Source organism: Rhodanobacter sp. UC4448_H15 (assembly GCF_052978265.1).
The window spans coordinates 1,588,070-1,612,015 of sequence record NZ_CM129665.1 but is presented as its reverse complement, the minus strand read 5'-3'; the positions used below and the strand labels follow the sequence as shown (position 1 = coordinate 1,612,015).

General features: G+C 64.4%; 35 protein-coding genes. 1 reads left to right on the top strand and 34 read right to left on the bottom strand.

The features are described 5' to 3' along the window. Nucleotides 1–9 precede the first annotated feature (9 nt). A complete protein-coding gene (locus tag ACVCMI_RS07250; protein ID WP_447099329.1) occupies nucleotides 10–780 on the bottom strand; it encodes a c-type cytochrome in 771 nt (256 codons plus the stop codon). A gap of 95 nt (nucleotides 781–875) precedes the next feature. Between ACVCMI_RS07250 and ACVCMI_RS07245 the strand changes: the two genes are divergently transcribed. Beyond that, nucleotides 876–2,483, top strand: a complete 1,608-nt coding sequence (locus tag ACVCMI_RS07245; RefSeq protein ID WP_447099330.1) for an amidase — start codon at nucleotides 876–878, stop codon at nucleotides 2,481–2,483. Between the two features lie 12 nt (nucleotides 2,484–2,495). Here the strand turns inward: ACVCMI_RS07245 and ACVCMI_RS07240 are convergent, their stop codons facing one another. From ACVCMI_RS07240 to rpsL, 33 genes are all read right to left on the bottom strand, one after another. Beyond that, nucleotides 2,496–3,896 (bottom strand): class II 3-deoxy-7-phosphoheptulonate synthase, encoded by a 1,401-nt coding sequence (locus tag ACVCMI_RS07240; protein ID WP_447099331.1) that lies wholly within the window; start codon nucleotides 3,894–3,896, stop codon nucleotides 2,496–2,498. Continuing rightward, nucleotides 3,893–4,456, bottom strand: a complete 564-nt coding sequence (locus tag ACVCMI_RS07235; protein WP_447099544.1) for a disulfide bond formation protein B — start codon at nucleotides 4,454–4,456, stop codon at nucleotides 3,893–3,895. Before ACVCMI_RS07235 ends, ACVCMI_RS07240 begins: the two co-directional genes overlap by 4 nt. A gap of 115 nt (nucleotides 4,457–4,571) precedes the next feature. After that, a complete protein-coding gene (rplQ, locus tag ACVCMI_RS07230) occupies nucleotides 4,572–4,955 on the bottom strand; it encodes a 50S ribosomal protein L17 (protein WP_395117285.1) in 384 nt (127 codons plus the stop codon). Nucleotides 4,956–5,159: 204 nt separating this feature from the next. Beyond that, on the bottom strand, nucleotides 5,160–6,158 hold the full coding sequence (locus ACVCMI_RS07225; protein ID WP_395117283.1) for a DNA-directed RNA polymerase subunit alpha: 999 nt from the start codon (nucleotides 6,156–6,158) through the stop codon (nucleotides 5,160–5,162). Nucleotides 6,159–6,174: 16 nt separating this feature from the next. Then, a complete protein-coding gene (gene rpsD / locus ACVCMI_RS07220) occupies nucleotides 6,175–6,801 on the bottom strand; it encodes a 30S ribosomal protein S4 (protein ID WP_136259073.1) in 627 nt (208 codons plus the stop codon). Nucleotides 6,802–6,868: 67 nt separating this feature from the next. Next, nucleotides 6,869–7,255 carry a 30S ribosomal protein S11 gene (gene rpsK, locus ACVCMI_RS07215; protein ID WP_007513384.1) on the bottom strand — a complete coding sequence of 129 codons (387 nt, stop codon included), beginning with the start codon at nucleotides 7,253–7,255 and terminating at the stop codon, nucleotides 6,869–6,871. 90 nt (nucleotides 7,256–7,345) lie between these two features. Further along, nucleotides 7,346–7,702, bottom strand: a complete 357-nt coding sequence (rpsM, locus tag ACVCMI_RS07210) for a 30S ribosomal protein S13 (RefSeq protein ID WP_136259074.1) — start codon at nucleotides 7,700–7,702, stop codon at nucleotides 7,346–7,348. A gap of 125 nt (nucleotides 7,703–7,827) precedes the next feature. Continuing rightward, nucleotides 7,828–9,150, bottom strand: a complete 1,323-nt coding sequence (gene secY / locus ACVCMI_RS07205; RefSeq protein WP_395117281.1) for a preprotein translocase subunit SecY — start codon at nucleotides 9,148–9,150, stop codon at nucleotides 7,828–7,830. A gap of 4 nt (nucleotides 9,151–9,154) precedes the next feature. Next, a complete protein-coding gene (rplO, locus tag ACVCMI_RS07200) occupies nucleotides 9,155–9,592 on the bottom strand; it encodes a 50S ribosomal protein L15 (RefSeq protein WP_447099479.1) in 438 nt (145 codons plus the stop codon). Beyond that, entirely contained in the window at nucleotides 9,592–9,789 is a 198-nt protein-coding gene (gene rpmD / locus ACVCMI_RS07195) for a 50S ribosomal protein L30 (protein ID WP_136259077.1), read from the bottom strand. Before rpmD ends, rplO begins: the two co-directional genes overlap by 1 nt. Then, a complete protein-coding gene (gene rpsE / locus ACVCMI_RS07190; RefSeq protein WP_136259078.1) occupies nucleotides 9,782–10,291 on the bottom strand; it encodes a 30S ribosomal protein S5 in 510 nt (169 codons plus the stop codon). Before rpsE ends, rpmD begins: the two co-directional genes overlap by 8 nt. 151 nt (nucleotides 10,292–10,442) lie before the next feature. Further along, nucleotides 10,443–10,796 carry a 50S ribosomal protein L18 gene (gene rplR / locus ACVCMI_RS07185; RefSeq protein ID WP_136259079.1) on the bottom strand — a complete coding sequence of 118 codons (354 nt, stop codon included), beginning with the start codon at nucleotides 10,794–10,796 and terminating at the stop codon, nucleotides 10,443–10,445. A 102-nt stretch (nucleotides 10,797–10,898) separates the two neighbouring features. Further along, complete coding sequence (rplF, locus tag ACVCMI_RS07180; protein ID WP_447099333.1) at nucleotides 10,899–11,426, bottom strand: 50S ribosomal protein L6; 528 nt, start codon at nucleotides 11,424–11,426, stop codon at nucleotides 10,899–10,901. An 11-nt stretch (nucleotides 11,427–11,437) separates the two neighbouring features. Further along, nucleotides 11,438–11,833 carry a 30S ribosomal protein S8 gene (gene rpsH / locus ACVCMI_RS07175; RefSeq protein ID WP_395117275.1) on the bottom strand — a complete coding sequence of 132 codons (396 nt, stop codon included), beginning with the start codon at nucleotides 11,831–11,833 and terminating at the stop codon, nucleotides 11,438–11,440. Nucleotides 11,834–12,057: 224 nt separating this feature from the next. After that, nucleotides 12,058–12,363, bottom strand: coding sequence for a 30S ribosomal protein S14 (gene rpsN / locus ACVCMI_RS07170; RefSeq protein ID WP_447099334.1), 306 nt, complete (start codon nucleotides 12,361–12,363; stop codon nucleotides 12,058–12,060). Between the two features lie 63 nt (nucleotides 12,364–12,426). Beyond that, the gene (gene rplE / locus ACVCMI_RS07165) at nucleotides 12,427–12,969 is read right to left on the bottom strand and encodes a 50S ribosomal protein L5 (protein WP_395121356.1); all 543 of its coding nucleotides are present in this window, start codon (nucleotides 12,967–12,969) and stop codon (nucleotides 12,427–12,429) included. An 8-nt stretch (nucleotides 12,970–12,977) separates the two neighbouring features. Then, on the bottom strand, nucleotides 12,978–13,292 hold the full coding sequence (rplX, locus tag ACVCMI_RS07160) for a 50S ribosomal protein L24 (protein WP_136259084.1): 315 nt from the start codon (nucleotides 13,290–13,292) through the stop codon (nucleotides 12,978–12,980). 15 nt (nucleotides 13,293–13,307) lie between these two features. Then, nucleotides 13,308–13,676, bottom strand: coding sequence for a 50S ribosomal protein L14 (rplN, locus tag ACVCMI_RS07155; RefSeq protein ID WP_395117270.1), 369 nt, complete (start codon nucleotides 13,674–13,676; stop codon nucleotides 13,308–13,310). 15 nt (nucleotides 13,677–13,691) lie between these two features. Further along, entirely contained in the window at nucleotides 13,692–13,952 is a 261-nt protein-coding gene (gene rpsQ / locus ACVCMI_RS07150; protein ID WP_136259086.1) for a 30S ribosomal protein S17, read from the bottom strand. A gap of 12 nt (nucleotides 13,953–13,964) precedes the next feature. Next, nucleotides 13,965–14,150, bottom strand: a complete 186-nt coding sequence (gene rpmC / locus ACVCMI_RS07145; protein WP_136259087.1) for a 50S ribosomal protein L29 — start codon at nucleotides 14,148–14,150, stop codon at nucleotides 13,965–13,967. Further along, the gene (gene rplP, locus ACVCMI_RS07140) at nucleotides 14,150–14,563 is read right to left on the bottom strand and encodes a 50S ribosomal protein L16 (RefSeq protein WP_136259088.1); all 414 of its coding nucleotides are present in this window, start codon (nucleotides 14,561–14,563) and stop codon (nucleotides 14,150–14,152) included. The genes rpmC and rplP overlap by 1 nt, the downstream gene beginning before the upstream one ends. 12 nt (nucleotides 14,564–14,575) lie before the next feature. After that, on the bottom strand, nucleotides 14,576–15,328 hold the full coding sequence (gene rpsC / locus ACVCMI_RS07135; RefSeq protein WP_136259089.1) for a 30S ribosomal protein S3: 753 nt from the start codon (nucleotides 15,326–15,328) through the stop codon (nucleotides 14,576–14,578). 15 nt (nucleotides 15,329–15,343) lie between these two features. Next, entirely contained in the window at nucleotides 15,344–15,679 is a 336-nt protein-coding gene (rplV, locus tag ACVCMI_RS07130) for a 50S ribosomal protein L22 (RefSeq protein WP_007082179.1), read from the bottom strand. Next, the gene (rpsS, locus tag ACVCMI_RS07125) at nucleotides 15,679–15,951 is read right to left on the bottom strand and encodes a 30S ribosomal protein S19 (protein ID WP_108473256.1); all 273 of its coding nucleotides are present in this window, start codon (nucleotides 15,949–15,951) and stop codon (nucleotides 15,679–15,681) included. The genes rplV and rpsS overlap by 1 nt, the downstream gene beginning before the upstream one ends. 12 nt (nucleotides 15,952–15,963) lie before the next feature. After that, nucleotides 15,964–16,788 (bottom strand): 50S ribosomal protein L2, encoded by an 825-nt coding sequence (rplB, locus tag ACVCMI_RS07120; RefSeq protein ID WP_395117268.1) that lies wholly within the window; start codon nucleotides 16,786–16,788, stop codon nucleotides 15,964–15,966. Between the two features lie 17 nt (nucleotides 16,789–16,805). After that, nucleotides 16,806–17,099, bottom strand: a complete 294-nt coding sequence (rplW, locus tag ACVCMI_RS07115) for a 50S ribosomal protein L23 (protein ID WP_395117266.1) — start codon at nucleotides 17,097–17,099, stop codon at nucleotides 16,806–16,808. Further along, complete coding sequence (gene rplD / locus ACVCMI_RS07110) at nucleotides 17,096–17,698, bottom strand: 50S ribosomal protein L4 (protein ID WP_395117264.1); 603 nt, start codon at nucleotides 17,696–17,698, stop codon at nucleotides 17,096–17,098. The genes rplW and rplD overlap by 4 nt, the downstream gene beginning before the upstream one ends. Nucleotides 17,699–17,709: 11 nt before the next feature. Beyond that, nucleotides 17,710–18,351 (bottom strand): 50S ribosomal protein L3, encoded by a 642-nt coding sequence (gene rplC / locus ACVCMI_RS07105; protein ID WP_395117262.1) that lies wholly within the window; start codon nucleotides 18,349–18,351, stop codon nucleotides 17,710–17,712. 20 nt (nucleotides 18,352–18,371) lie between these two features. Further along, nucleotides 18,372–18,683, bottom strand: coding sequence for a 30S ribosomal protein S10 (gene rpsJ / locus ACVCMI_RS07100; RefSeq protein WP_007082173.1), 312 nt, complete (start codon nucleotides 18,681–18,683; stop codon nucleotides 18,372–18,374). 535 nt (nucleotides 18,684–19,218) lie between these two features. Further along, on the bottom strand, nucleotides 19,219–20,409 hold the full coding sequence (gene tuf / locus ACVCMI_RS07095; RefSeq protein ID WP_395117250.1) for an elongation factor Tu: 1,191 nt from the start codon (nucleotides 20,407–20,409) through the stop codon (nucleotides 19,219–19,221). 158 nt (nucleotides 20,410–20,567) lie between these two features. Continuing rightward, nucleotides 20,568–22,685 (bottom strand): elongation factor G, encoded by a 2,118-nt coding sequence (gene fusA / locus ACVCMI_RS07090; RefSeq protein WP_395117261.1) that lies wholly within the window; start codon nucleotides 22,683–22,685, stop codon nucleotides 20,568–20,570. Between the two features lie 192 nt (nucleotides 22,686–22,877). Further along, on the bottom strand, nucleotides 22,878–23,345 hold the full coding sequence (gene rpsG / locus ACVCMI_RS07085; RefSeq protein WP_007514548.1) for a 30S ribosomal protein S7: 468 nt from the start codon (nucleotides 23,343–23,345) through the stop codon (nucleotides 22,878–22,880). 203 nt (nucleotides 23,346–23,548) lie between these two features. Next, the gene (gene rpsL / locus ACVCMI_RS07080) at nucleotides 23,549–23,923 is read right to left on the bottom strand and encodes a 30S ribosomal protein S12 (protein ID WP_007083021.1); all 375 of its coding nucleotides are present in this window, start codon (nucleotides 23,921–23,923) and stop codon (nucleotides 23,549–23,551) included. Nucleotides 23,924–23,946 lie beyond the last annotated feature (23 nt).

The window sequence follows — 23,946 nt, the reverse complement described above, 5'->3', positions numbered from 1 at the left end:
TCCGCAGCTTCAGTTGACCGTCGTGGCCGGCGGTGCCGCTTCGATCGCCGCATCCAGCACCCCGCAATGCAGCGGCGGTTTCACCGAACCGGCCGGCAGCGCATGGGTATCGGTCGGCAGTTCACGGTTGGCCAGCGCGGCGGCGACCGCGCTGATGTCCGGCTCGCTCAACCGGCTGGCGACCTCGGCCATGCAGTCCGGCGCCACCGTGGCGCGGGTGTGCGTGCGCCATGAACCCAGTTGCGCGCTGACATAGTCGTAAGGCAGACCGACCAGCCCGGGAATCGACGGTTCCACGCCGGTCAACTGGCTGCCGTGGCAGCTGCTGCAGGCGGGAATGCGTCGCGACGGATCGCCCTTGTCCAGCAATTGTGCACCACGCTGCAACACCGCGGCGGGCACGGCAGGCGTCGGCGAGCGCGCGAACGGTACGCGCTGCACGGCGAAGTACTCGGCGATTTCCTGCATGTACGTCGGCGTCAGCTCGCGCACGGTGTATTCCATCGGAGCGTACTTGCGCAGACCGTCCTGGAAATCCTGCAGCTGCCGCGCCAGGTAGGCCGCCGGCTTGCCGGCCAGGCGCGGGAAATATCCGCTGGCCGCACGCCCCTCGCCCTGCTTCCCATGGCAGGTGGTGCAGGCGGCGATGCGCTGCTGCAAGGTATCGGGAATCGGGAGTCGGTCGGCGGCGCAACTGGCGGCGCCGTACCCGAGGGCGGCCGCAAACAGCATGGCGACACCGAACGGCTTGGCGTGACGCAGGCTGAGGTTCGTGATCATCCGACGATTGTACGCTGACGGCCGCAGCGCCCAAACCGCAACGGCGCTAAGCTGGCCGGGCGACCACACGCCGTGTCCCGAAATCGGGGGTTACCGTGAACCGTCCAGCCGTCCGTATCGCCGCACTGACCATCGCCTTGCTCCCGGGCCTCGCGTTGGCCACGGAAGCCACGTCGCCGGATGTCGCCTACGCGTCGATCGACCAACTCCAGCAACGCATGGATGCCGGCGCGCTGGACAGCCGCCAGCTGGCCCGCGCGTTGCTCGATCGCGTCCAGCGGATCGATCGCTCCGGCCCCACCCTGCGCGCAGTGATCGAGACGAACCCCGACGTGCTGCCGCTGGCCGACGCGCTCGACGCCAAGCGCACGAGATCCCACGGCCCGTTGTACGGCATCCCGGTGTTGCTCAAGGACAACATCGAGACCGGCGACCACATGCTCACCACCGCCGGCTCGCTCGCACTGATCGATGCACCGGCCGCACGCGACGCCAGCCTGGTCGAGCGGCTGCGCAAGGCCGGTGCGCTGATCCTCGGCAAGACCAACCTGAGCGAATGGGCGAACTTCCGTTCCAGTCACGCCAGCAGCGGCTGGAGCGGGCGCGGCGGGCAGACGAAGAACCCGTACGTGCTCGATCGCAATCCCTGCGGTTCCAGCGCCGGTTCCGCCGTCGCGGTGGCGGCCGGGCTCGCCACGGTGGCGATCGGCACCGAAACCGACGGCTCGATCATCTGCCCCGCGGCAATGAACGGCATCGTCGGCATCAAGCCCACCCTGGGCCTGGTCAGCCGCCGCGGCATCGTGCCGATCAGTCACAACCAGGACACCGCCGGCCCGATGGCGCGCAGCGTCGCCGACGCTGCGACCCTGCTCAGCGTGATCGCCGGCAGCGACCCGCGCGACCCGGCCACCCTGGAGGCCGACCGGCACGCCACTGACTACACGAAGTTCCTCGACCCGAACGGACTCAGGGGCAAGCGCATCGGCGTGGTGCGTCAGCTCGCCGGCGCCGAGCCGAACGCCGACCGCGTGCTGGCGCAGTCGATCGCATTGATGAAAGCGCAGGGCGCCATCGTCGTCGATCCGGTCACGCTGCCGCACCTGGCCGAACTCGGCGACCGGGAATTCACCGTGCTGCTGTACGACTTCAAGCACGACGTCAACGCCTATCTGGCCAACCGCCGCGGACTGAAGGTGCATACGCTGGCCGACCTGATCGCGTTCAACCAGGCGCATGCCGCCGAAGAAATGCCGTGGTTCGGTCAGGAATTGTTCGAAAAGGCCGAGCAGAAGGGGCCGCTCACGGATAAGGCCTATGCGGACGCGCTGGCCACGGCGAAGCGCCTGTCCGGGCCGGAAGGCATCGACGCGGCGCTCCAATCGCAGCAGTTGGACGCGCTGCTGGCGCCGTCGTGGGGCCCGGCTTTCGTCACCGACCCGGTGTTGGGCGATCACATCGTCAGCGGTGATCCGACCGTGGGCGGCGCCTCGCAACCGGCAGCCGTGGCCGGCTACCCGTCGATCACCGTGCCCGCCGGCTTCGCCCACGGCCTGCCGGTCGGCATCGTGCTGTTCGGCGCGAAGTGGAGCGAACCGGTGCTGATCTCGATCGCCTACGGTTTCGAGCAGCACGCCAAGGCATGGCAAGCGCCGCAGTTTCTGCCCACCGTGGGCGATCCGCCCGCGGCGTCCCCGCGCTGAGCATGCAGTGCGTCAGCCCGCCCCGCCGGTCGACTTGCGCACGATAAGCATCGCCAGCTCCAGCGACTGTTCGTAGTTCAGGCGCGGATCGACCATCGACCTGTAGGCGCGATCCAGGTCGCCCTCCTTGAGGTCGCGCGCGCCGCCGATGCACTCGGTCACGTCTTCGCCGGTCAGCTCCAGGTGCACGCCACCCAGCCGCGTGCCAGCCGCCGCGTGGATGTCGAAGGCTCGATCCAGTTCGCCACGGATGTTGTCGAAGCGGCGCGTCTTGTGGCCGTTCGAGGTGCTCTCGGTGTTGCCGTGCATGGGGTCCGCCACCCACAGCACGCGTCGACCTTCGCGCTTCACCGCGTCCAGCAGCGGCGGCAGCGCATCGGCGATCTTCGCCTGGCCCATCCGGTGGATCAGGGTCAGCCGGCCCGGCTCGGCGTGCGGATCGAGTGCGTCGATCAGCGGCAGCAGTTGATCGGGAGTCACCGAGGGGCCGATCTTGACCGCCACCGGATTGCGGATGCCTCGGAAGTACTCCACGTGCGCGCCATCCAGTGCAGCGGTGCGCATGCCGATCCACGGGAAATGCGTGGACAGGTTGAACCAGCCCGGATTGCGAGGTACCTGGCGAGTCAGGGCCTGTTCGTAATGCAGCAGCAGCGCCTCGTGCGAGGTGAAGAAATCCACCTTGGAGAAGCCGGCGATCGGGCCGGCCAGCGTCTCCATGAAGTGCAGCGAATCGCTGATCGCGGCGACCATCTGCCGGTACTCGGCGGCCAGCGGCGAATGCTCGACCCAGGCCAGGTCCCAATATTCGGGATGGCGCAGGTCGGCAAAACCGCCGTCTATCAACGCGCGCACGAAGTTCATCGTCAACGCCGAATGCGCATGCGCCTGGATCAACCGCTGCGGATCGGGACGCCGCGCGGCGGCGGTGAACTCCTGGCTGTTGACCACGTCGCCGCGAAAACTCGGCAGGCTCACGCCGTGGCGCGTTTCGCTATCGGCCGAACGCGGCTTGGCGTACTGCCCGGCAAAGCGCCCCACCCGCAGCACCGGCTTCTTCAGCCCGTGCACCAGCACCAGGCTCATCTGCAGCAGCACCTTCAGCCGGTTGGAAATCACCGGGCTGGTGCAGTCGGCGAAGCTCTCCGCGCAATCGCCACCCTGCAACAGGAAGCGCTTCCCTTCCTGCGCCTCGGCCACCGCCTCCTTGAGCGCCAGGATCTCCCACGAGGTGACCAGCGGCGGCAATCGGGCCAGGAGCGCACCTGCCTTGGCCAGCTCGACCGGGTCGTCGTAGCTCGGTTGCTGCAGGGCCGGACGACGCTGCCAGGAATCCGGCGTCCACGGCGCCGTGCCGGCACAAGCCACATCAGCAGCCACGACGCCGACGCCGGAATCCCGCAGCTTGTTCATGCGTGCGACGTCCGGCGGCGCACCGCCACCACCGTCAGCACGGCGAGCAGCACGAACCAAAGCAGCGTCCACGCCGGCATCGGCAAGCCCAGGATCGGCTCGACCGCCGCGCATTCGCCGGAACCGGTAAACACCATGCGCAACACCTTGGCAAACGGGAACGCGCTGAACATGTAATCGAGCGGCGGCCCGCAGGACGGAATCTGGTCGGCGGGCAGCGACTGGATCCACAGGTGCCGCGCCGCCACCACGATGCCGAACACCGCACCGATCCACACGCCCGCGGCATAGATCCAGCGCAGCCCGCCGCGCGGCGCATGCAAGGCGCCAAGCAGAAAGAACACGCCCATCACGATGAAGCCGACGCGCTGGAAGATGCACAGCGGGCACGGCGTCATTTCCCAGGCATATTCGGCATACAGCGCGAAGCCCATGAGGGCGGCGCACACCAGGAAACCGACGGCGAAACTGAAGCGGTACGACCAGCGCAATGGGTTCATAGGGGCTTTGCTGCGATGCGAAACGATGACATTACCCGTTCGGCGCAGCGCTGTCAGCACGCAATGCTGCAGCAACCGCGAAGACGGACCGGCGTCGGGCCGAAAACGCAAAACCCGGCACCAGGCCGGGTTTGCATGACGCTGCAGGCGACCGTCAGGTCGTCCGGCCGGCATCTCACTCCGCGTCGACGGACTCGACCTGCGGACGGCCCACCAGCTCGACGTACGCCATCGGCGCGTTGTCGCCGTCGCGGAAGCCGCACTTGAGAATGCGCAGGTAACCGCCGGGACGCTCCTTGTAACGCGGGCCCAGCTCGACGAACAGCTTGCCCACCGCTTCCTTGTCGCGCAGACGCGAGAACGCAAGGCGGCGATTGGCGACGCCATCGGTCTTGGCCATCGTGATCAGCGGCTCGGCGACGCGGCGAAGTTCCTTCGCCTTCGGCAGGGTGGTGCGGATCAGCTCATGCTTGAACAGCGACGAGGCCATGTTCTTGAACATCGCTTCGCGGTGGCTGCTGGTGCGGTTGAGCTTGCGTCCGGATTTCTGGTGGCGCATGACGGAATACTCTCTGTAGGTCTGTTGTTATGAAGTGTCGGCGCTTGTGTCCGACACCCCGCGGTTACCCGCTTTTATGTGAGCCCCATCGGAGCAGGCTCTTGTGAAAAGTGCGGCCATGGATGGCCGCTTCTGCTGCATGGCCAAGGTGCTGTACACACCCCGGCCAATATCCGGCTACAACAGCGATCAAGGAGGATCGCCCTAGCCCAGCTGCATGCCGTGCGAAAGCCCCGGCGGCGGCCAGTTTTCCAGCTTGGTGCCGAGGGACAGGCTGCGCCCGCCCAGGACATCCTTGATTTCGGTCAGCGACTTCTTGCCCAGGTTCGGCGTCTTCAACAGCTCGACCTCGGTCTTCTGCACCAGGTCGCCGATGTAGTAGATGCTCTCGGCCTTCAGGCAGTTCGCCGAACGCACGGTCAGCTCCAGATCGTCGATCGGACGCAGCAGCAGCGGCTCGAAGCCGCTCTTCTCGGCCTTGTCCGTGGCACTTTCGCGACGCGAGAAGTCACCGAACACCGACAGCTGGTCGTTGATGATCTCGGCGGCCTTGCGCACCGCGTCCTCGGCGTCGATGGTGCCGTTGGTCTCGATGTCCAGCACCAGCTTGTCAAGGTTGGTGCGCTGCTCGACACGCGCGGCGTCCACCTCGTAGGCCACCCGCAACACGGGCGCGAACGAGGCATCCAGCTGCAGGCGGCCGATCGGGCGCGCCTCGTCGTCAGGATGCTGGCGCGCGCTGGCCGGCTGGTAGCCGACGCCGCGACGCACCTTGAGGCGCATGTTGAGCGCGATGTCCTTGGTCAGGTGGCACAGGACATGCTCGGGGTTGACGATCTCCACCGTATGGTCGACCACGATGTCGCCGGCGGTCACCACGCCCTTGCCCTTCTTGGACAAGGTCAGGGTCACTTCATCGCCCGAATGCTGCCGGATCGCCACGTCCTTGAGGTTCAGCAGGACTTCGATGACGTCCTCCTGCAGGCCTTCAAGCGTGGTGTATTCGTGCAGCACGCCGTCGATTTCCACCTCGACGATGGCGCTGCCGGGGATCGAGGAGAGCAGCACGCGGCGCAGCGCGTTGCCCAGGGTATGGCCAAAGCCACGCTCGAGCGGCTCGACCACCACCTTGGCGCGGTTGGCTCCGAGCTGTTCGACGCTGAGGCCACGTGGCCGCAGCACACTAGTTGACGAAACTGCCATGCAGAGCTCCGGTTAATTACTTCGAGTAAAGCTCGATGATCAATGCTTCATTGATGTCGGACGGCAGGTCGCCGCGATCCGGCACCGACTTGAACGTGCCTTCGAACTTCTTGGAATCCACTTCGACCCAGACCGGGCGCAGGTCCATGGTGTCGAACACGGTGGCCGCTTCCTGCACGCGCAGCTGGCTGCGCGCCTTCTCGGTCAGCGCGATCGCGTCGCCCGGGCGCACCTGGTAGGAAGGAATGTTCACCTTCTTGCCGTTGACCAGCACCGCCTTGTGGGCAACCAGCTGGCGGGCCTGGGCGCGGGTGACCGCGAAGCCCATGCGGAACACGACGTTGTCCAGGCGGCTCTCGAGCAGACGCAGCAAGTTCTCGCCGGTATTGCCCTTGAGCGTGGTCGCCTTGGTGTAGTAGTTGCTGAACTGGCGCTCGAGCACGCCGTAGATACGCTTGACCTTCTGCTTCTCACGCAGCTGGACGGCGTAGTCGGACATGCGCATGCGCTTGTTCGCGCCATGCTGGCCGGGCTTGTTTTCCAGTTTGCACTTTGAATCCAGCGCACGCGCCGGGCTCTTCAGGCTGAGATCCGCACCTTCGCGCCGGGCGAGTTTGCAGGTAGCTCCACGATAACGGGCCATGTTTCTTCTCTTTCAGATAGTCCGGCCGCGGCCGGTGCTTGATTCTCGCGATCGAAGACGACCGCCCTCAGACACGCCGCTTCTTGGGGGGACGGCAGCCGTTGTGCGGGATCGGCGTGACGTCGATGATGTTGAGCACCTTGTAGCCCAGCGCATTCAGCGAACGCACCGCCGACTCGCGGCCCGGGCCGGGACCCTTGATGCGCACTTCCACCGTCTTCACGCCGTAGTCGCCCGCGGCGCGGCCGGCCTTCTCGGCGGCGACCTGTGCAGCGAACGGGGTGGACTTGCGCGAGCCGCGGAAACCGGCACCGCCGGCGGTCGCCCACGACAGGGCATTGCCCTGGCGATCGGTGATGGTAACGATGGTGTTGTTGAAGGAGGCCTGCACGTGGGCCACGGCATCCGTGACAACGCGCTTGATCTTCTTCTTGGTCTTGACCGGCTTAGCCATGGTTTGAAGGCTCTTCTCGATGAGTGCGGCCACGGATGGCCGCTTTTTTGATCTTCGCGGTCATCGGTGACCGCACAAATCCGCAGGCAATCACTTCTTGATTGCGCGACGCGGACCCTTGCGGGTACGCGCATTGGTACGGGTACGCTGCCCGCGAACCGGCAGGCCGCGACGATGACGCAGGCCGCGGTAGCAGCCAAGGTCCATCAGCCGCTTGATCGCCATGCCCACCTCGCGGCGCAGATCGCCTTCGACGGTGTACTTGGCGATCTCCAGGCGAATCTTTTCCACTTCGCCTTCGCTCAGCGACTTGATCTGGGTGGTGGGGACCACGCCCGCGTCCACGCAAACCTGCTTGGCGCGGCTGCGGCCGATACCATAAATGCTCTGCAGACCGACCCAGACGTGTTTCTGAACCGGCAAATTGACACCCGCAATGCGCGCCATGAGTACTCTCTCCGAATGCGTTTCGTGCGCGGTAAACGCGCAATTTTAACCTGAATTACCCGAACAGGAAAGCCCTGCGGCGCCAAGGCACCGCAACTCTCCGACCTGGAGCGTCCCTCGCCGCGTCAACTGCGACGGAGGTTGGCTTTCTTGAGCAAACTTTCGTACTGGTGACTGACCAGATGCGCCTGGATCTGCGCCGTGAAATCCATCACCACCACCACCACGATCAGCAGCGAGGTGCCGCCGAAATAGAACGGTACGTGCCACGCCTGCTGCATGAACGACGGCACCAGGCACACCAGCACCAGGTAGATCGCGCCGACCGCCGTCAGGCGTGTCATCACCGCGTCGATGTAGCTGCCCGTGGCCTTGCCCGGACGAATGCCGGGAATCAGGGCGCCGGAGCGCTTCAGGTTGTCCGCCGTCTCTTCCGCGTTGAACACGATCGCGGTGTAGAAGAATGCAAAACCGATCACCAGTACCGAAAAGGTGATTTCATACAACGGGTTGCCTGGACTCAGCGACTGCGTCAGATCCTGCACCCAGCGCGACGAATGACCCGTGCTGAACCAGCTCACCGCGGTGGCCGGGAACATCAGCAAGCTCGACGCAAAGATCGGCGGAATCACGCCCGACATGTTGATCTTCAGCGGCAGGCTGGAGCTCTGGTTCTGGTAGGCCTTCTGTCCGCCCGAACGTCGTGCGTAGTTCACCGTGATGCGCCGCTGGGCGCGCTCCACGAACACCACGAAGGCGGTCACGGCCAGCACCAGCCCGAACACCACCAGCAGCATGAGCAGCGACAGCTCACCGTTGTTGGCCATGCCCAGCGTGTGCACCACCGCGCCGGGCAAGCCGGCCACGATGCCGGCGAAGATCAGCAGCGAGATGCCGTTGCCGATGCCGCGCTCGGTCATCTGTTCGCCCAGCCACATCAGGAACATGGTGCCGGCGGTCAGGCCGACCACGGACGAGAACACGAAGCCGAAGCCCGGCGTGTACACCACCGGCGCGCCGCCCGCGGCCACCTGGCCCTGCAAGGCAACCGCAATGCCGAAGGACTGGAACGCCGCCAGCAGCACCGTGGCATAACGGGTGTACGCCGTCATCTTGCGCTTGCCGGCCTCGCCTTCCTTGCGCAGGGCCTGCAGGCTCGGCACCACCGCGCCCATCATCTGGAACACGATCGACGCCGAGATGTACGGAATCACGCCGAGCGCGAAGACCGAGAACCGCTCCAGCGCGCCGCCCGAGAACATGTTGAACATGTCCATCAGACCGTTGCCGTTGACCAGGTTCGTCATCGCCTCCGGGTTGACGCCCGGAACCGGAATGAACGAGCCGAGACGGAACACCATCAACGCACCCACCACGAACAGGATGCGCTGACGAAGCTCCGTCAGCTTGCCGAGTTTGCCCAGTGCGTTGCCCTTGGCTACGGCCACCGTCTTACTCCACGCTTCCGCCGGCCGCCTCGATGGCCGCCTTCGCGCCCGCCGTGGCCAGCAGACCGGACAGCTTCACCGCGCGACCGATCTCGCCCTTCAGCACTACCTTGACCTTCTTGGCGCGGCTGTCGATCAGGCCAGCCTGATGCAGCGCGACCACGTCGATCACGTCGCCCTTGAGGTTGGCCAGCTGATACAGGAAGACTTCCTGGCTCTGCGCCTTCAGCTTCGAGCGGAAGCCGACCTTCGGCAACCGGCGGTTCAGCGGCATTTGGCCGCCTTCGAAACCGAACTTGTGGGTGCCACCCGCGCGGGCATGCTGACCCTTGTGGCCGCGACCGGCCGTCTTGCCCAGGCCCGAACCGATGCCGCGACCCACGCGCAGGCGGGTCTTGCGGGAACCGGCGGCCGGCTTGATGTCATTCAGACGCATGATGATTACTCCTCGACCCGGACCAGGTAGTAGACCGTGTTGATCAGCCCACGCACCTGCGGGCTGTCCTTCAGCTCGCGCACGTCGTTGACCTTGCCCAGACCCAGCGCCTTGACGCTGAGGCGATGGCGCGCCTGCACGCCGCGCAGGCCCTTGACCAGGCGCACGCGCACGGTGGCAGCGGATTCGTTCTTCTTAGCCATTGCCCAGCACCTCTTCCAGACTCTTGCCCCGCTTGGCGGCGATCTTCTTGGGCGAGGCAACCGCCTGCAGGCCCTTGATGGTGGCGCGCACCAGGTTGATCGGATTGCGCGAACCGACGGCCTTGGCCAGCACGTTCTTGACGCCGACCACTTCCAGCACCGCACGCATGGCGCCGCCGGCGATCACGCCGGTACCTTCGGAAGCCGGCTGCATGTACACGCGGGCCGCACCATGGTTCGCCTTGATGGCGTACCACAGGGTGCCGTTGTTCAGTTCGATGTTGACCATCTGGCGGCGGGCACGCTCCATCGCCTTGGAAATGGCCACCGGCACTTCACGCGCCTTGCCATAGCCGAAGCCGACCTTGCCCTCGCCGTCACCGACCACGGTCAGTGCGGTGAAGCTCATCTGGCGGCCACCCTTGACGGTCTTGGCCACCCGGTTGACGGCAATCAGCTTCTCGAGCAGGCCGTCCGAATTTTCGCGATCGTTAGAAGACATGTTCTATTCCGTGTGCCCGGACCATCCGGGACTTTTGCTTGCGGCTTGGCCGCTTGTAGTTGTATGTGCTGCCAGGATCAGCAACCGGATTGGCGACTCGCGGAAGCGGGCTCTTTCGAATCCCGAATCCCGCGCCCCGCATCCCGGCGCCTCAGAACTTCAGGCCCGCCTCGCGCGCCGCCTCGGCAAGCGCCTTGATGCGGCCGTGATAGCGGAAACCGGAGCGGTCGAACGCCACCGACTCCACACCGGCAGCCTTCGCGCGCTCGGCCACAGCCTTGCCCACGGCCGCCGCAGCAGCCAGGTTCTTGGTGCCCTTCAGGCCTTCGGCGACCGACTTTTGCACGGTGGAGGCAGCCGCTACCACGTTCTTGCCGGAGGCGTCGAACACCTGCGCATAAAGATGCTGCCCGGTGCGATGCACCGACAGGCGGGCCACGCCCAGCTTGCGGATGTGGCTGCGGGTGGACTTGGCGCGGCGCAGGCGATTTTCGTTCTTGTTCATCTCTCAATTCCTCGAAAGCGGATCGGCTCGGATGGCTGTCATCTGCTCTTTGTGAAAAGTCCGGCCATGGATGACCGGTCTCTACGCGCAGGGACAGCGCATTTACGCCTTCTTGGCTTCCTTCAGGGTGATCTTCTCGCCGGCATAGCGCACGCCCTTGCCCTTGTAGGGTTCGGGTGGGCGGAAGCCGCGAATCTTGGCTGCGACCTGGCCGACGACCTGCTTGTCGGTGCCCTTGATCAGCACTTCGGTCTGGGTCGGCGTTTCGATGCTGATGCCCTCGGGCGCGTCGAACACCACCGGGTGGGAGAAGCCCAGGCTGAGGCTCAGCGCCTTGCCCTGCATGGCGGCGCGATAACCGACGCCGACCAGCTCAAGCTTGCGCTCGTAACCCTGCGAGACGCCGGTGACCATGTTGGCGATCAGCGCACGCGCCGTACCGCCGAACTTGTCGTCCACGCCTTCGCCCAGCGTGACATTCGCCACGCCGCCGTCGACGGCGACCGTGACGCCCGGCAGCTGATGCACGGACAAGGTGCCCTTCGGGCCCTTCACCGAAATGTTGCCTCCGGCGATCGTCAGCTCGACGCCCTTCGGCAGGGAAATGGGTTGTTTGGCTACACGTGACATTGAAAGACTCCTTATGCCACTTGGCCGATGACTTCGCCGCCCAGGCCCTTGGCACGGGCCTGCGCATCGGTCAACAGACCAGCGGAAGTCGAGATGATCGAAATGCCCAAGCCGCCGAGGACCTTCGGCAGCTCGTCCTTGCCGCGGTAAACGCGCAGGCCGGAACGGCTGACACGGGAAATGTTCTCGATGGCGGGCTGACCGTCGAAATACTTGAGCTTGATCTCGAGCACCGGCTTGCCTTCCTCGACGGAAGTCTTGGCGTCGAGGATGTAGCCCTCGTTCTTGAGAAGGTCGGCGATGGCCACCTTCAGTTTCGACGACGGCATACGCACGACCGGCTTGCCCGTGGCCTGGGCATTGCGGACGCGCGTGAACAGATCGGCGATGGGATCAGTCATGCTCATGAAAACATCCTTCAGAGTGCACCGATATCCGATAAAACCGGAAATCAATCAGATTGTGAGCCGGCAAAGAAGCCAGCCTGCGTTGCGCAGACCGCCGACTATAGCAGCAATTTCGGGTTTTGGCGAACATCGGATGCGTTAGTCGCATCCACCGGTGGCATGCGGTGCCGCCGGTCGGATCGGTGCGCCGGAACAGCCGACGCGCCGATCCTGCAGGTTGTGAATTACCAGCTGGCCTTGCGCAGGCCCGGCACGTCGCCGCGCATGGTGGCTTCGCGCAGCTTGTTGCGACCCAGGCCGAACTTCGCGTAGACGGCGCGCGGACGACCGGTCAGGGCGCAACGCGTCCGCACGCGAACCGGGCTGGCATCGCGCGGAAGCTTCTGCAGGCTCGCCTGCGCTTCCATCTTCTCGTCGTACGAAGCCGTCGGGTTGAGCACGATCGCTTTCAGTTCGGCGCGCTTGGCGGCGTACTTCTTGATCAGCTTGGCCCGCTTGACGTCGCGGTTCACCATTGATTTCTTGGCCATAATTTATCGCTGCTCTTTCAAAGAGTCCGGCCGCGGACGGCCGGGTTCGTCAAGGATGACCGCTCAGTTCCGGAACGGGAAGCTGAAGGCCGTCAACAGGGCCTTCGCCTCGTTGTCGGTTCGCGCCGTCGTGGTGATGGAGATATCCATGCCGCGCAGAGCATCCACCTGGTCGAAATCGATCTCGGGGAAGATGATCTGTTCCTTGATGCCGAAGTTGTAGTTGCCGCGACCGTCGAACGCCTTGGCCGAAACACCGCGGAAGTCGCGCACGCGCGGCAGCGAGATGTTGATCAGGCGATCGAGGAACTCCCACATCTGCGCACGGCGCAACGTGACCTTGCAGCCGATCGGCCAGCCGTCGCGGATCTTGAACGAAGCCACCGAAACGCGGGCCTTCGTGGTGATCGGCTTCTGGCCGGCGATCTTGGCCATGTCGGCCACGGCGTTCTCGAGCACTTTCTTGTTGCCCGCCGCTTCGCCCACGCCCATGTTCAGCGTGATCTTGGTGATGCGGGGAACCTGCATCACGTTCTGGTAGCCGAACTGCTCGGTGAGCTTGCCGATTACCTGGTCTTTATAGAATTTTTCAAGGCGCGTCATGATCGTGTTCCTTACGCGTCCACGACCTCGCCATTCGAACGGAACACGCGGACCTTGCGCCCATCAGCGAGCGTTTTGGAACCGACGCGTTCACCCTTGTTCGTGGCGGGGTTGAACAGCTGCACATTGGAGAGATGGATCGAGGCTTCACGCTCGACGATACCGCCAGCCTGGTTGGCCTGCGGGTTCGGCTTGGTGTGACGCTTGACCAGATTCACGTTGGAGACGAATACGCGATCGCCTGCAACACGCAGCACGTCGCCGCGCTGACCCTTGTTCTTGCCGGTGATCACGAGGACCTGATCACCCTTGCGGATACGGTTCATTGTCTTGACTCCGCTTCAGAGCACTTCGGGCGCGAGCGAGACGATCTTCATGAACTTCTCGTTGCGCAGCTCGCGGGTAACCGGCCCGAAGATACGGGTACCGATCGGCTCGAGCTTGTTGTTGAGGAGGACAGCCGCATTGCCGTCGAAACGGATCAGCGAACCGTCGGGACGGCGCACGCCCTTGGCAGTACGCACCACCACTGCGTTGTACACCTCGCCCTTCTTCACCTTGCCGCGGGGAATGGCATCCTTCACGGTGACCTTGATCACGTCACCGATCGAGGCGTAACGGCGCTTGGAGCCGCCGAGCACCTTGATGCACATCACTTCCTTGGCGCCGCTGTTGTCCGCTGCGGAAAGCGTGCTTTGCATCTGGATCATGGCTGCACCCTCCCTTTAGACGTTGGCGCGCGTGATGATTTCAACCACGCGGTGATGTTTGGTCTTGGACAACGGACGGCACTCGGCGATACGCACGAGATCACCCTCGTTCGCGCCCAGGTCGTCCTGCGCATGCAGCTTGGTCGACCGACGAATGGTCTTGCCCAGCAGCCAATGCTGCTCCTGGCGCTCGACCAGGACGGTGACCGTCTTGTCCATCTTGTTGCTGGTGACGCGACCCTCGAGGGTGCGTGCCTTCTTCTGGTTCTCGCTCATCTCGGCCGTCCCTTACTTCTTGCTGCCGAGCACGAATTTCGTGCGGGCGATGTCACGCCGAACGCGGCGAAGCTGGTGCGGCTGGGTGAGCTGGCCGGAACCTTTTTGCATGCGCAGGTTGAACTGCTCCTTGCGCAGGTCCAGCAGATGCTGGTTCAGCTCGTCGGCCGACTGGTTGTTGATATCTTTGCTGGCCATCACATCACCGCCCGTGTCACAAACTGGGTCTGCACCGAGAGCTTGGCGGCGGCCAGGCGGAACGCCTCGCGTGCCGTCGTCTCGTCGACGCCCTCGATTTCATACAGCATGCGGCCGGGCTGGATCGGGGCGACCCAGAACTCGACGCCGCCCTTGCCCGCGCCCATGCGCACTTCGATCGGCTTCTTGGTGATCGGCTTGTCCGGGAACACGCGGATCCACAGTTTGCCGCCACGCTTGACAAAGCGGGTGATGCAACGACGAGCCGCCTCGATCTGGCGCGCGGTGAGCGCACCATGCGTGGTCGCCTTCAGGCCGTACTCGCCGAAGCTGACGAGGTTGGAGCACTGGGCCAGACCGTCGTTGCGGCCTTTGAACTGCTTGCGGTACTTGGTTCGCTTGGGTTGCAACATGGCAACTCTCCCTTACTTCGCAGACCGCTCGCGACGGCCTTCACCGGCCTCGCGACGCGAATCATTACGACGGCCTTCGCCACCTTCACGGCGCGACGGCGACGGTTCGTCCTTCGACTCCTGGCTGGCAGCGGCCAGATCGAAGATCTCGCCCTTGTACACCCAGACCTTGATGCCGATGATGCCGTAGGTGGTGCTCGCCTCGGCGAAACCGTAGTCGATGTCGGCGCGCAGCGTATGCAGCGGCACGCGACCCTCGCGGCTCCACTCGGAGCGGGCGATCTCGGCGCCGTTCAAGCGGCCGGAGACGTTGATCTTGATGCCCAGGGCGCCCAGGCGCATCGCGTTGCCGACCGAGCGCTTCATCGCGCGGCGGAACATGATGCGGCGCTCCAGCTGCTGCGCGATGGACTCTGCCACCAGCTGCGCGTCCAGCTCGGGCTTGCGCACCTCGTTGACGTTGATGTGCGTCGGGACGCCCATCATGTCGCTGACTTCCTTGCGCAGCTTCTCGATGTCCTCGCCCTTCTTGCCGATCACCACGCCCGGGCGGGCAGTGTGGATCGTCACGCGCGCGGTCTTGGCCGGGCGCTCGATCTGGATCTTCGAGATGCCGGCGGCGGCCAGCTTCTTCTTCAGCATGTCGCGGACCTTGATGTCGGCCACGAGATACTTGGCGTAATCGCCCTTGTTGGCGAACCACTTCGCGTTCCAGTCCTTGGCAATGCCGAGGCGGATACCGGTGGGATGAACTTTATGACCCATCGTCTATATCCTCAGTCAGTTGCCGACAACCACAGTGATGTGGCTGGTACGTTTCAGGATGCGCGAACCGCGGCCCTTGGCGCGGGCGTACATGCGCTTCATCGCCGGACCTTCGTCGACGAAGATGCTGGACACCTTCAGCTCGTCGACGTCGGCACCGAGATTGTTCTCGGCGTTGGCGACGGCCGACAGCAGCACCTTGCGAACCAGGTGCGCAGCCTTCTTGTTGGTATAGGTGAGCACGTCGCTGGCCCGGCCCACGGGAAGCCCGCGGACGAGGTCGGCCACCAGGCGTGCCTTTTGCGCCGAAATGCGGGCGCCGCGCAGGATCGCTTTGGCTTCAGTGCTCATCACTTGCCCTTCTTGTCGCCGACATGGCCTTTGAACGTGCGGGTCACCGCGAACTCGCCGAGCTTGTGCCCGACCATGTTCTCGTTGATCAGGACGGGCACGTGCTGACGGCCGTTGTGGATGGCGATGGTCAAGCCGACCATTTCCGGCAGGATCATCGAGCGGCGCGACCAGGTCTTGATCGGGCGCTTGTTGTTGGCGGAAACCGCAGCTTCCACCTTCTTCGCGAGGTGAAGGTCTACGAAGGGACCTTTCTTCAAAGAGCGAGGCATGTCGGCTTCCTGTTACTTGGTACGACGACGCACGATGAAGTGCTGCGTGCGCTTGTTGTTGCGGGTCTTGTAGCCCTTGGCCGGCGTGCCCCACGGGCTGACCGGATGACGACCGCCGGAGGTCTTGCCTTCGCCGCCACCGTGCGGGTGGTCGACCGGGTTCATCACCACGCCGCGGACGGTCGGGCGAATACCTACCCAGCGCTTGGCGCCGGCCTTGCCCAGCTTCTTCAGGCTGTGCTCGCCGTTGCCGACTTCGCCGATGGTGGCGCGGCAATCGACCGAGACGCGACGCATCTCGCCGGAGCGAAGGCGCAACGTGGCGTAACCGGACTCGCGGGCAACCAACTGCACCGAGGCGCCGGCGCTGCGGGCGATCTGCGCGCCCTTGCCGGGACGCAGCTCCACGCAGTGGATCGTGCTGCCCATCGGGATGTTGCGCAGCTGCAGGCAGTTGCCGGCCTTGATCGGCGCCTCGCGACCCGACACCAGGCGATCGTCCACCTGCACGCCCTTGGGCGCGATGATGTAGCGACGCTCGCCATCGGCGTAGCACAGCAGCGCGATGTGCGCGGTGCGGTTGGGATCGTATTCGATGCGCTCGACGCGGGCGGCGATGCCTTCCTTGTCACGCTTGAAGTCGATGATGCGGTAATGCTGCTTGTGACCGCCGCCACGATGACGCGTGGTGATCCGGCCATGATGGTTGCGGCCGCCGGTACGGGATTGCGCCTCGGTCAAAGGAGCGTAGGGCGCGCCCTTGTACAGGCCTTCCGTGCGGACGCTGACTGCGTCGCGGCGACCCGGCGAGGTCGGCTTGTGGTTGATTAGTGCCATTTCACAGAACTCCTGGCTCAGGCCTTGGCGGACACGTCGATGGCCTGGCCATCGGCAAGACGCACGTAGGCCTTGCGCTTGCCCTGGCGATTGCCAGCGCGGAAACGGAAGGACTTGACCTTGCCCTTGACGTTGACGAGGTTCACCTGCTCGACCTTGACGTCGAACAGCTTTTCCACCGCAGCGCGGACATCGGCCTTGGTCGCCGCGGGGGCGACCAGGAACACATACTGGTTGTGCTCGGCAAGACGCGCCGACTTCTCGGAGATATGCGGCGCACGCAGCGTATCGAGAATGCGTTCGTTGCTCATGCCAGCCACTCCTCGATCTTCTTCACCGCATCGACCGTGACCACCACGTGGTCGGAGCCGACGAGGCTGACGGGGTTCAGGCCCATGACATCCAGCACATGGATGTAGGGGATGTTGCGCGCAGCCAGGAACACGGATTCGGAGGCATCCTCGGACACCAGCAACACGCGACCGGACACGTCCAGCTCGGCCAGCTTGGCGACCATCGCGGAGGTCTTCGGCGTCTCGATGCCGAAGCTCTCGACCACCTTCAGGCGACCCTGGCGAACCAGCTCGGAAAAGATCGAGCGGATCGCGACGCGATAAGCCTTGCGGTTGACCTTCTGCTCGTAGCTGCGCGGCTTGGCGGCGAACGTGACACCACCACCGACGAAGATCGGGGCACGGTAGTCACCGTGGCGGGCGCCGCCGCCCTTCTGCTTCTTGAACTTCTTGGTGGTGCCGGACATTTCGCCGCGGGATAGCTGCGCCTTGGTACCGGCGCGGCCAGCGGCCTGATAGGCAACCACGACCTGGTGCACCAGGGCCTTCTTGTACTCGCCGCCGAACACTTCGTCCGACACGCTGAGCGGCTTGGCACCCATGACATTGAGTTCCATGGTGTCTCTCCTCAGCTCTTGGTCGTCGGGCGGATGACGACGTCGCTACCGGTGGCACCCGGTACCGCACCCTTGACCGCGATCAGATGACGCTCGGCGTCGACCTTGACCACTTCCAGGCCCTGCTGGGTACGATTCACGTTGCCCATCTGGCCGGCCATCTTCTTGCCGGGGAACACGCGACCCGGGGTCTGGCGCTGACCGATCGAGCCCGGTGCGCGATGCGACAGCGAGTTGCCGTGGGTAGCGTCGCCCATCTTGAAGTTCCAGCGCTTGATCGTGCCCTGGAAGCCCTTGCCCTTCGACACGCCGGCGACATCCACGATCTGGCCGACGGAGAACACGTCGTCCGCCTTGATCTCCGAGCCCACCGCGTACTTGCCGAGATCCTCGGCAGCAACGCGGAACTCCCACAGACCGCGACCCGGCTCGACCTTCGCCTTCGCGTAGTGGCCCTTCAGCGGCTGCGTCAGCAGGTTCGCACGCTTGCTGCCTGCGGAAACCTGGACGGCGCTGTAGCCATCGTTGTCGTCCGTCTTCACCTGGGTCACGCGGTTCGGCGTCGCTTCAATCAGCGTCACCGGAATCGAGCGGCCGTCTTCAGTGAAGAGTCGGCTCATGCCGCATTTGCGGCCAACCAATCCGATACTCATCTTCGTATCCTGTCTGTCGCTCAACCGAGCTTGATCTGAACATCGACGCCAGCGGCGAGATCAAGCTTCATGAGCGCGTCCACGGTCTTGTCGTTCGGGTCGACGATGTCGAGTACACGCTTGTGCGTACGGGTCTCGTACTGGTCGCGTGCATCCTTGTCGACGTGCGGCGACGTCAGAATGGTGTAACGCTCGATCTTGGTCGGGAGGGGAATCGGGCCGAGTACCGTGGCACCCGTGCGCTTAGCCGTCTCGACGATCTCGCTGGCGGAGCGGTCGATCAGTCGATGATCGTATGCCTTCAGCCGAATGCGAATCTTCTGGTTCGCCATAACCGTGTCCTGTTGTCGAAAGAACGTTCTGTGATGCCGGAGCGGCTTCTCACCACTCCGCACTGCCCTTTTGCCACTTGTCCGGGGCCCTCGATGATCTGCCGGCCCCTTTGAAAAACACCAGGCGAGCATCGATCCGCTCGCCTGGCACAATCCGAATCTCGCGCAAAACGACGTGTCAACAGGGCTAGCCCCGCGATCACGTCGACTTGCGAAGGCCGATCCACGGCCAGCGAACTCGAAGCACGTCCTGTGCCTCATTTCGCGGTTGGTCGTCCAGAAACACGTCTGTCCGACAAGTGAGCTGCGAAGTATACCGGTAAATCCGGGATTAGTGAAGAGGTGCGAAACAACTTCGCCCTCGACTCGCCCCGGCGTGAACCGGCGCGGCGCAGCCGCGGCCGGTTCAACGGCGGGAGTTGTCCCGGCAGCGCGTGGTTCCGTTCGTCCCGCGACCTCGTGACCTTTACTTCAGCCATCCTCCCTGATGGCAAAGATCAAACCGGCATCCATGCCGGAATTCCCGCAAGAACCGTTACTTGATGACCTTGGCCACCACGCCGGCGCCGACGGTGCGACCGCCTTCGCGGATGGCGAAACGCAGGCCTTCGTCCATCGCGATCGGGTGGATCAGGCTCACCACCATCTTCACGTTGTCGCCCGGCATCACCATTTCCACGCCTTCCGGCAGGGTCACGGCACCGGTCACGTCGGTCGTGCGGAAGTAGAACTGCGGGCGATAGCCCTTGAAGAACGGCGTGTGACGGCCACCCTCGTCCTTCGACAGCACATACACTTCGGCCTCGAAGTCCGTGTGCGGGGTGATCGTGCCCGGCTTGGCCAGCACCTGGCCACGCTCCACGTCGTCGCGCTTCAGGCCGCGCAGCAGCAGGCCGGCATTGTCGCCCGCCTGGCCCTGGTCCAGCAGCTTGCGGAACATCTCCACGCCGGTGACCGTGGTCTTCTGCGTGTCGCGGATGCCGACCACTTCGATTTCGTCGCCCACCTTGATCACGCCGCGCTCGATACGACCGGTCACCACGGTGCCGCGGCCGGAGATTGAGAACACGTCTTCCACCGGCATCAGGAACGGCTTGTCGATCGTGCGCACCGGCTCGGGAATGTAGCTGTCCAGCGCGTCCACCAGCTTGATGATCGCCGGCACGCCGATTTCGCTCTGGTCGCCTTCCAGCGCCTTCAGCGCCGAACCATGAATGATCGGGGTGTCGTCGCCCGGGAAGTCGTACTTGCTCAGCAGCTCGCGCACTTCCATCTCGACCAGTTCGAGCAGCTCGGCGTCATCGACCATGTCCGCCTTGTTCAGGAACACCACGATGTACGGCACGCCGACCTGGCGCGACAGCAGGATGTGCTCGCGCGTCTGCGGCATCGGGCCGTCCGCGGCCGAGCACACCAGGATCGCGCCGTCCATCTGCGCCGCACCGGTGATCATGTTCTTCACGTAGTCCGCGTGGCCGGGGCAGTCGACGTGCGCGTAGTGACGGGTCGGCGACTCGTATTCCACGTGCGCGGTCGAGATCGTGATGCCGCGCGCCTTCTCTTCCGGCGCCGCGTCGATCGCGCTGTAGTCCTTGAATTCTCCACCGAAACGCTCGGCACCGACCTTCGTCAGCGCCGCCGTCAGCGTCGTCTTGCCGTGATCCACGTGACCAATCGTGCCGACGTTGACGTGCGGCTTGGTGCGTTCGAATTTACCCTTTGCCATGACTTGAGACCTCTAGCTGGAACGTTCGTCAGTGCGGCGTCCGCCGCGTCGCTTTCAATCTACGCGACCCGTCGAAGGTCGCACTGCTTTTCTTGAAGAGTACGGCCATGGATGGCCGCTGTTTGATCTTGCTCTTGCGATCAGGACGATCGCGCCAATCAGGCCTTCTTGATCACCTGCTCGGCGATGTTGTTCGGTGCCTCGGCGTAGTGGTCGAATTCCATCGTGAAGGTTGCACGGCCCTGGGTCAGCGAGCGGATGGTGGTCGCATAGCCGAACATCTCGCCCAGCGGAACCATCGCGTCGATGGTCTTGCCCGACGGCGTGTCGTCCTGGCCCTGAAGCAGGCCGCGACGGCGGCTCATGTCGCCCATCACGTCACCGACATATTCCTCCGGAGTCACCACCTCGACCTTCATGATCGGCTCGAGCAGCACCGGATTGGCCTTGTTGAAGCCCTGCTTGAACGCCATCGAGGCGGCCAGCTTGAACGCCATTTCCGACGAGTCGACGTCGTGGTACGAACCGAACACCAGCTTCACCTTGACGCCCACCACCGGGAACCCGGCAAGCGGACCGCTGGTGATGGTCTCGCGCAGGCCCTTCTCGACCGAGGGGATGAACTCCTTCGGGATCACGCCGCCGGTGATCTCGTTGACGAACAGGAAATCGTCCTTGACGTCCGGGCTCTTGCGCTCCTCTTCCGTCATCGGCGACAGCTCGATCACGACGTGGCCGTACTGACCCTTGCCGCCCGACTGCTTGGCGTGCTTGTAGTCCGACTTGACGTCCGAAGCGCGGATCGTCTCGCGGTAAGCCACCTGCGGCTTGCCGACATTGGCCTCGACGTTGAACTCGCGGCGCATGCGATCGACCAGGATGTCCAGGTGCAGCTCGCCCATGCCGGAGATGATGGTCTGACCGGATTCCTCGTCGGTACGGACGCGGAACGACGGATCTTCGGCAGCCAGGCGACCCAGCGCGATGCCCATCTTTTCCTGGTCCGACTTGGTCTTCGGCTCGACCGCCATCGAAATCACCGGCTCCGGGAACGTCATCCGCTCCAGGGTAATCACGTGATCCTGCGCGCACAGCGTGTCGCCGGTGGTCACGTCCTTGAGGCCGACCGCGGCGGCGATGTCGCCGGCACGCACTTCCTTCAGCTCGTGACGCTCGTTCGCGTGCATCTGCAGGATGCGGCCGATGCGCTCCTTCTTGCTCTTGACCGGGTTGTACACGGCGTCGCCCGAGTTCAGCGTGCCCGAGTAGACACGGAAGAACGTCAGCGAGCCCACGAACGGGTCGGTCATGATCTTGAACGCCAGCGCGGAGAACGGCGCGGCGTCATCGGCCTTGCGCGTGGCCGCCTGCTCGTTCTCGTCGATACCGGCCACCGGTGGGCGGTCGGCCGGCGACGGCAACAGCTGCACCACGGCGTCGAGCATCGCCTGCACGCCCTTGTTCTTGAACGCGGTACCGCAGAACACGGGAATGATCTCGTTGGCGAGCGTGCGCTGACGCAGGCCGGCAATGATCTCCTCGGTGGAGAGGTCGCCGCCTTCGAGGTACTTGTTCATCAGTTCTTCGGTGGCTTCCGCAGCGGATTCCACCATGAAGGAATGCGCCTCGGCCGCCTTGTCGGCCAGCTCGGCGGGGATGTCGTTCAGCTCGAACTTCATGCCCTGGGTTTCCATGTCCCAGCTGATCGCCTTCATGCGCAACAGGTCGATCACGCCGGTGAAGTTGTCCTCGGCACCGATCGGCACCTGCATCGGCACCGGGTGGGCACCGAGGCGCGACTTCAGCTGGCCGACGACCTTCTCGAAATTGGCGCCGGTGCGATCCATCTTGTTGACGAACGCAAGGCGCGGCACCTTGTACTTGTTGGCCTGGCGCCACACGGTCTCGGACTGCGGCTGCACGCCACCGACCGCGCACAGCACGAATACGGCGCCGTCGAGCACGCGCAGCGAGCGCTCCACCTCGATGGTGAAGTCGACGTGTCCGGGGGTGTCGATGATGTTGAAGCGATGCTGCTCCATCGAACCATCCATGCCCTTCCAGAAGGCCGTGGTAGCCGCGGAGGTGATGGTGATGCCGCGCTCCTGCTCCTGCTCCATCCAGTCCATGGTGGCCGCGCCGTCATGCACCTCGCCGATCTTGTGGCTGACGCCGGTGTAGAACAGGATGCGCTCCGTGGTCGTGGTCTTGCCGGCATCGATGTGGGCCATGATGCCGAAGTTGCGGTAGCGGTCGAGGGGAGTGTTGCGTGCCATGGATGATTACCTTTGCCGGGCAGCCCTGCCCCATGTCTGGACGCGGCCGTCCGGGCCGAGAGCTTGTGAGAAATCCGCCCTTGAAGGCGGCTTGCTTTTGGCCGCCATTGAAGCGGCCCGGTATCCCTGGTCCGCCATGGACGGCGGCTTTTGTCGCTCGCCGCCACTGTTTGGCGGCAAGCGCAACTTCAATTACCAGCGATAGTGCGAGAAGGCCTTGTTGGCCTCGGCCATGCGGTGCGTCTCTTCACGCTTCTTGGCGGCGCCGCCGCGGCTTTCGGAGGCCTCCAGCAGCTCGGCAGCCAGCTTGCGCGGCATCGAGGTTTCGCCACGCTTGCGGGCAGCATCGATGACCCAGCGCATCGCCAGCGCCATGCGACGGCCCGGACGCACCTCGACCGGCACCTGGTAGGTGGCACCACCCACGCGGCGGGACTTCACCTCGACCGCCGGGGCGATGTTGTTCAGTGCCTTCTCGACCAGGGCCACCGGCTCGGCATTCTTTTCGCCGATGTGCTGCAGCGCACCGTAAACGATGCTCTCAGCCACGGACTTCTTGCCGCTCTTCATCACCATGTTGATGAAGCGGGCAATCAGCTGGCTGCCATGCTTGGGATCCGGCAGAACCAGACGGGCGGGATGTGAACCTTTGCGCGACATGTTTGTTGTCCGTTGTTTTCGCAGGCAACCCTGCCCGCACGAAAAGCAGCCGTTATGGCCGCATCGATGTTTTTGCAGGCATCCCGCCTGCGAAGCCAAAGCGCCCGTCCATGGCCGCACTTTCCAGATGTCTCACTCTTGCAGGTGCCCGACCCGGCAACCCGGGCGGTCGACCCTGCCCGCCTGCCTGGCAGGCCCGGGCGTTACTTCTTCGGGCGCTTGGCGCCGTACTTGGAACGCGACTGGCGGCGCTTGGTCACGCCGGCGCAATCGAGGCTGCCGCGCACCGTGTGGTAGCGCACACCCGGCAGGTCCTTGACACGGCCGCCGCGGATCAGCACCACGGAGTGCTCCTGCAGGTTGTGCCCTTCACCGCCGATGTAGCTGATGACCTCGAAACCGTTGGTCAGGCGCACCTTGGCGACCTTGCGCAGGGCCGAGTTCGGCTTTTTCGGGGTGGTGGTGTAAACGCGCGTGCAGACGCCGCGGCGCTGCGGGCTGCTCTGCAAGGCCGGCGAACCGCTCTTGTAGGTCTTGGGACTGCGGTTCTTGCGCACCAACTGGTTGACTGTCGTCATGCGTAGCTGTTCCTGAAAACATA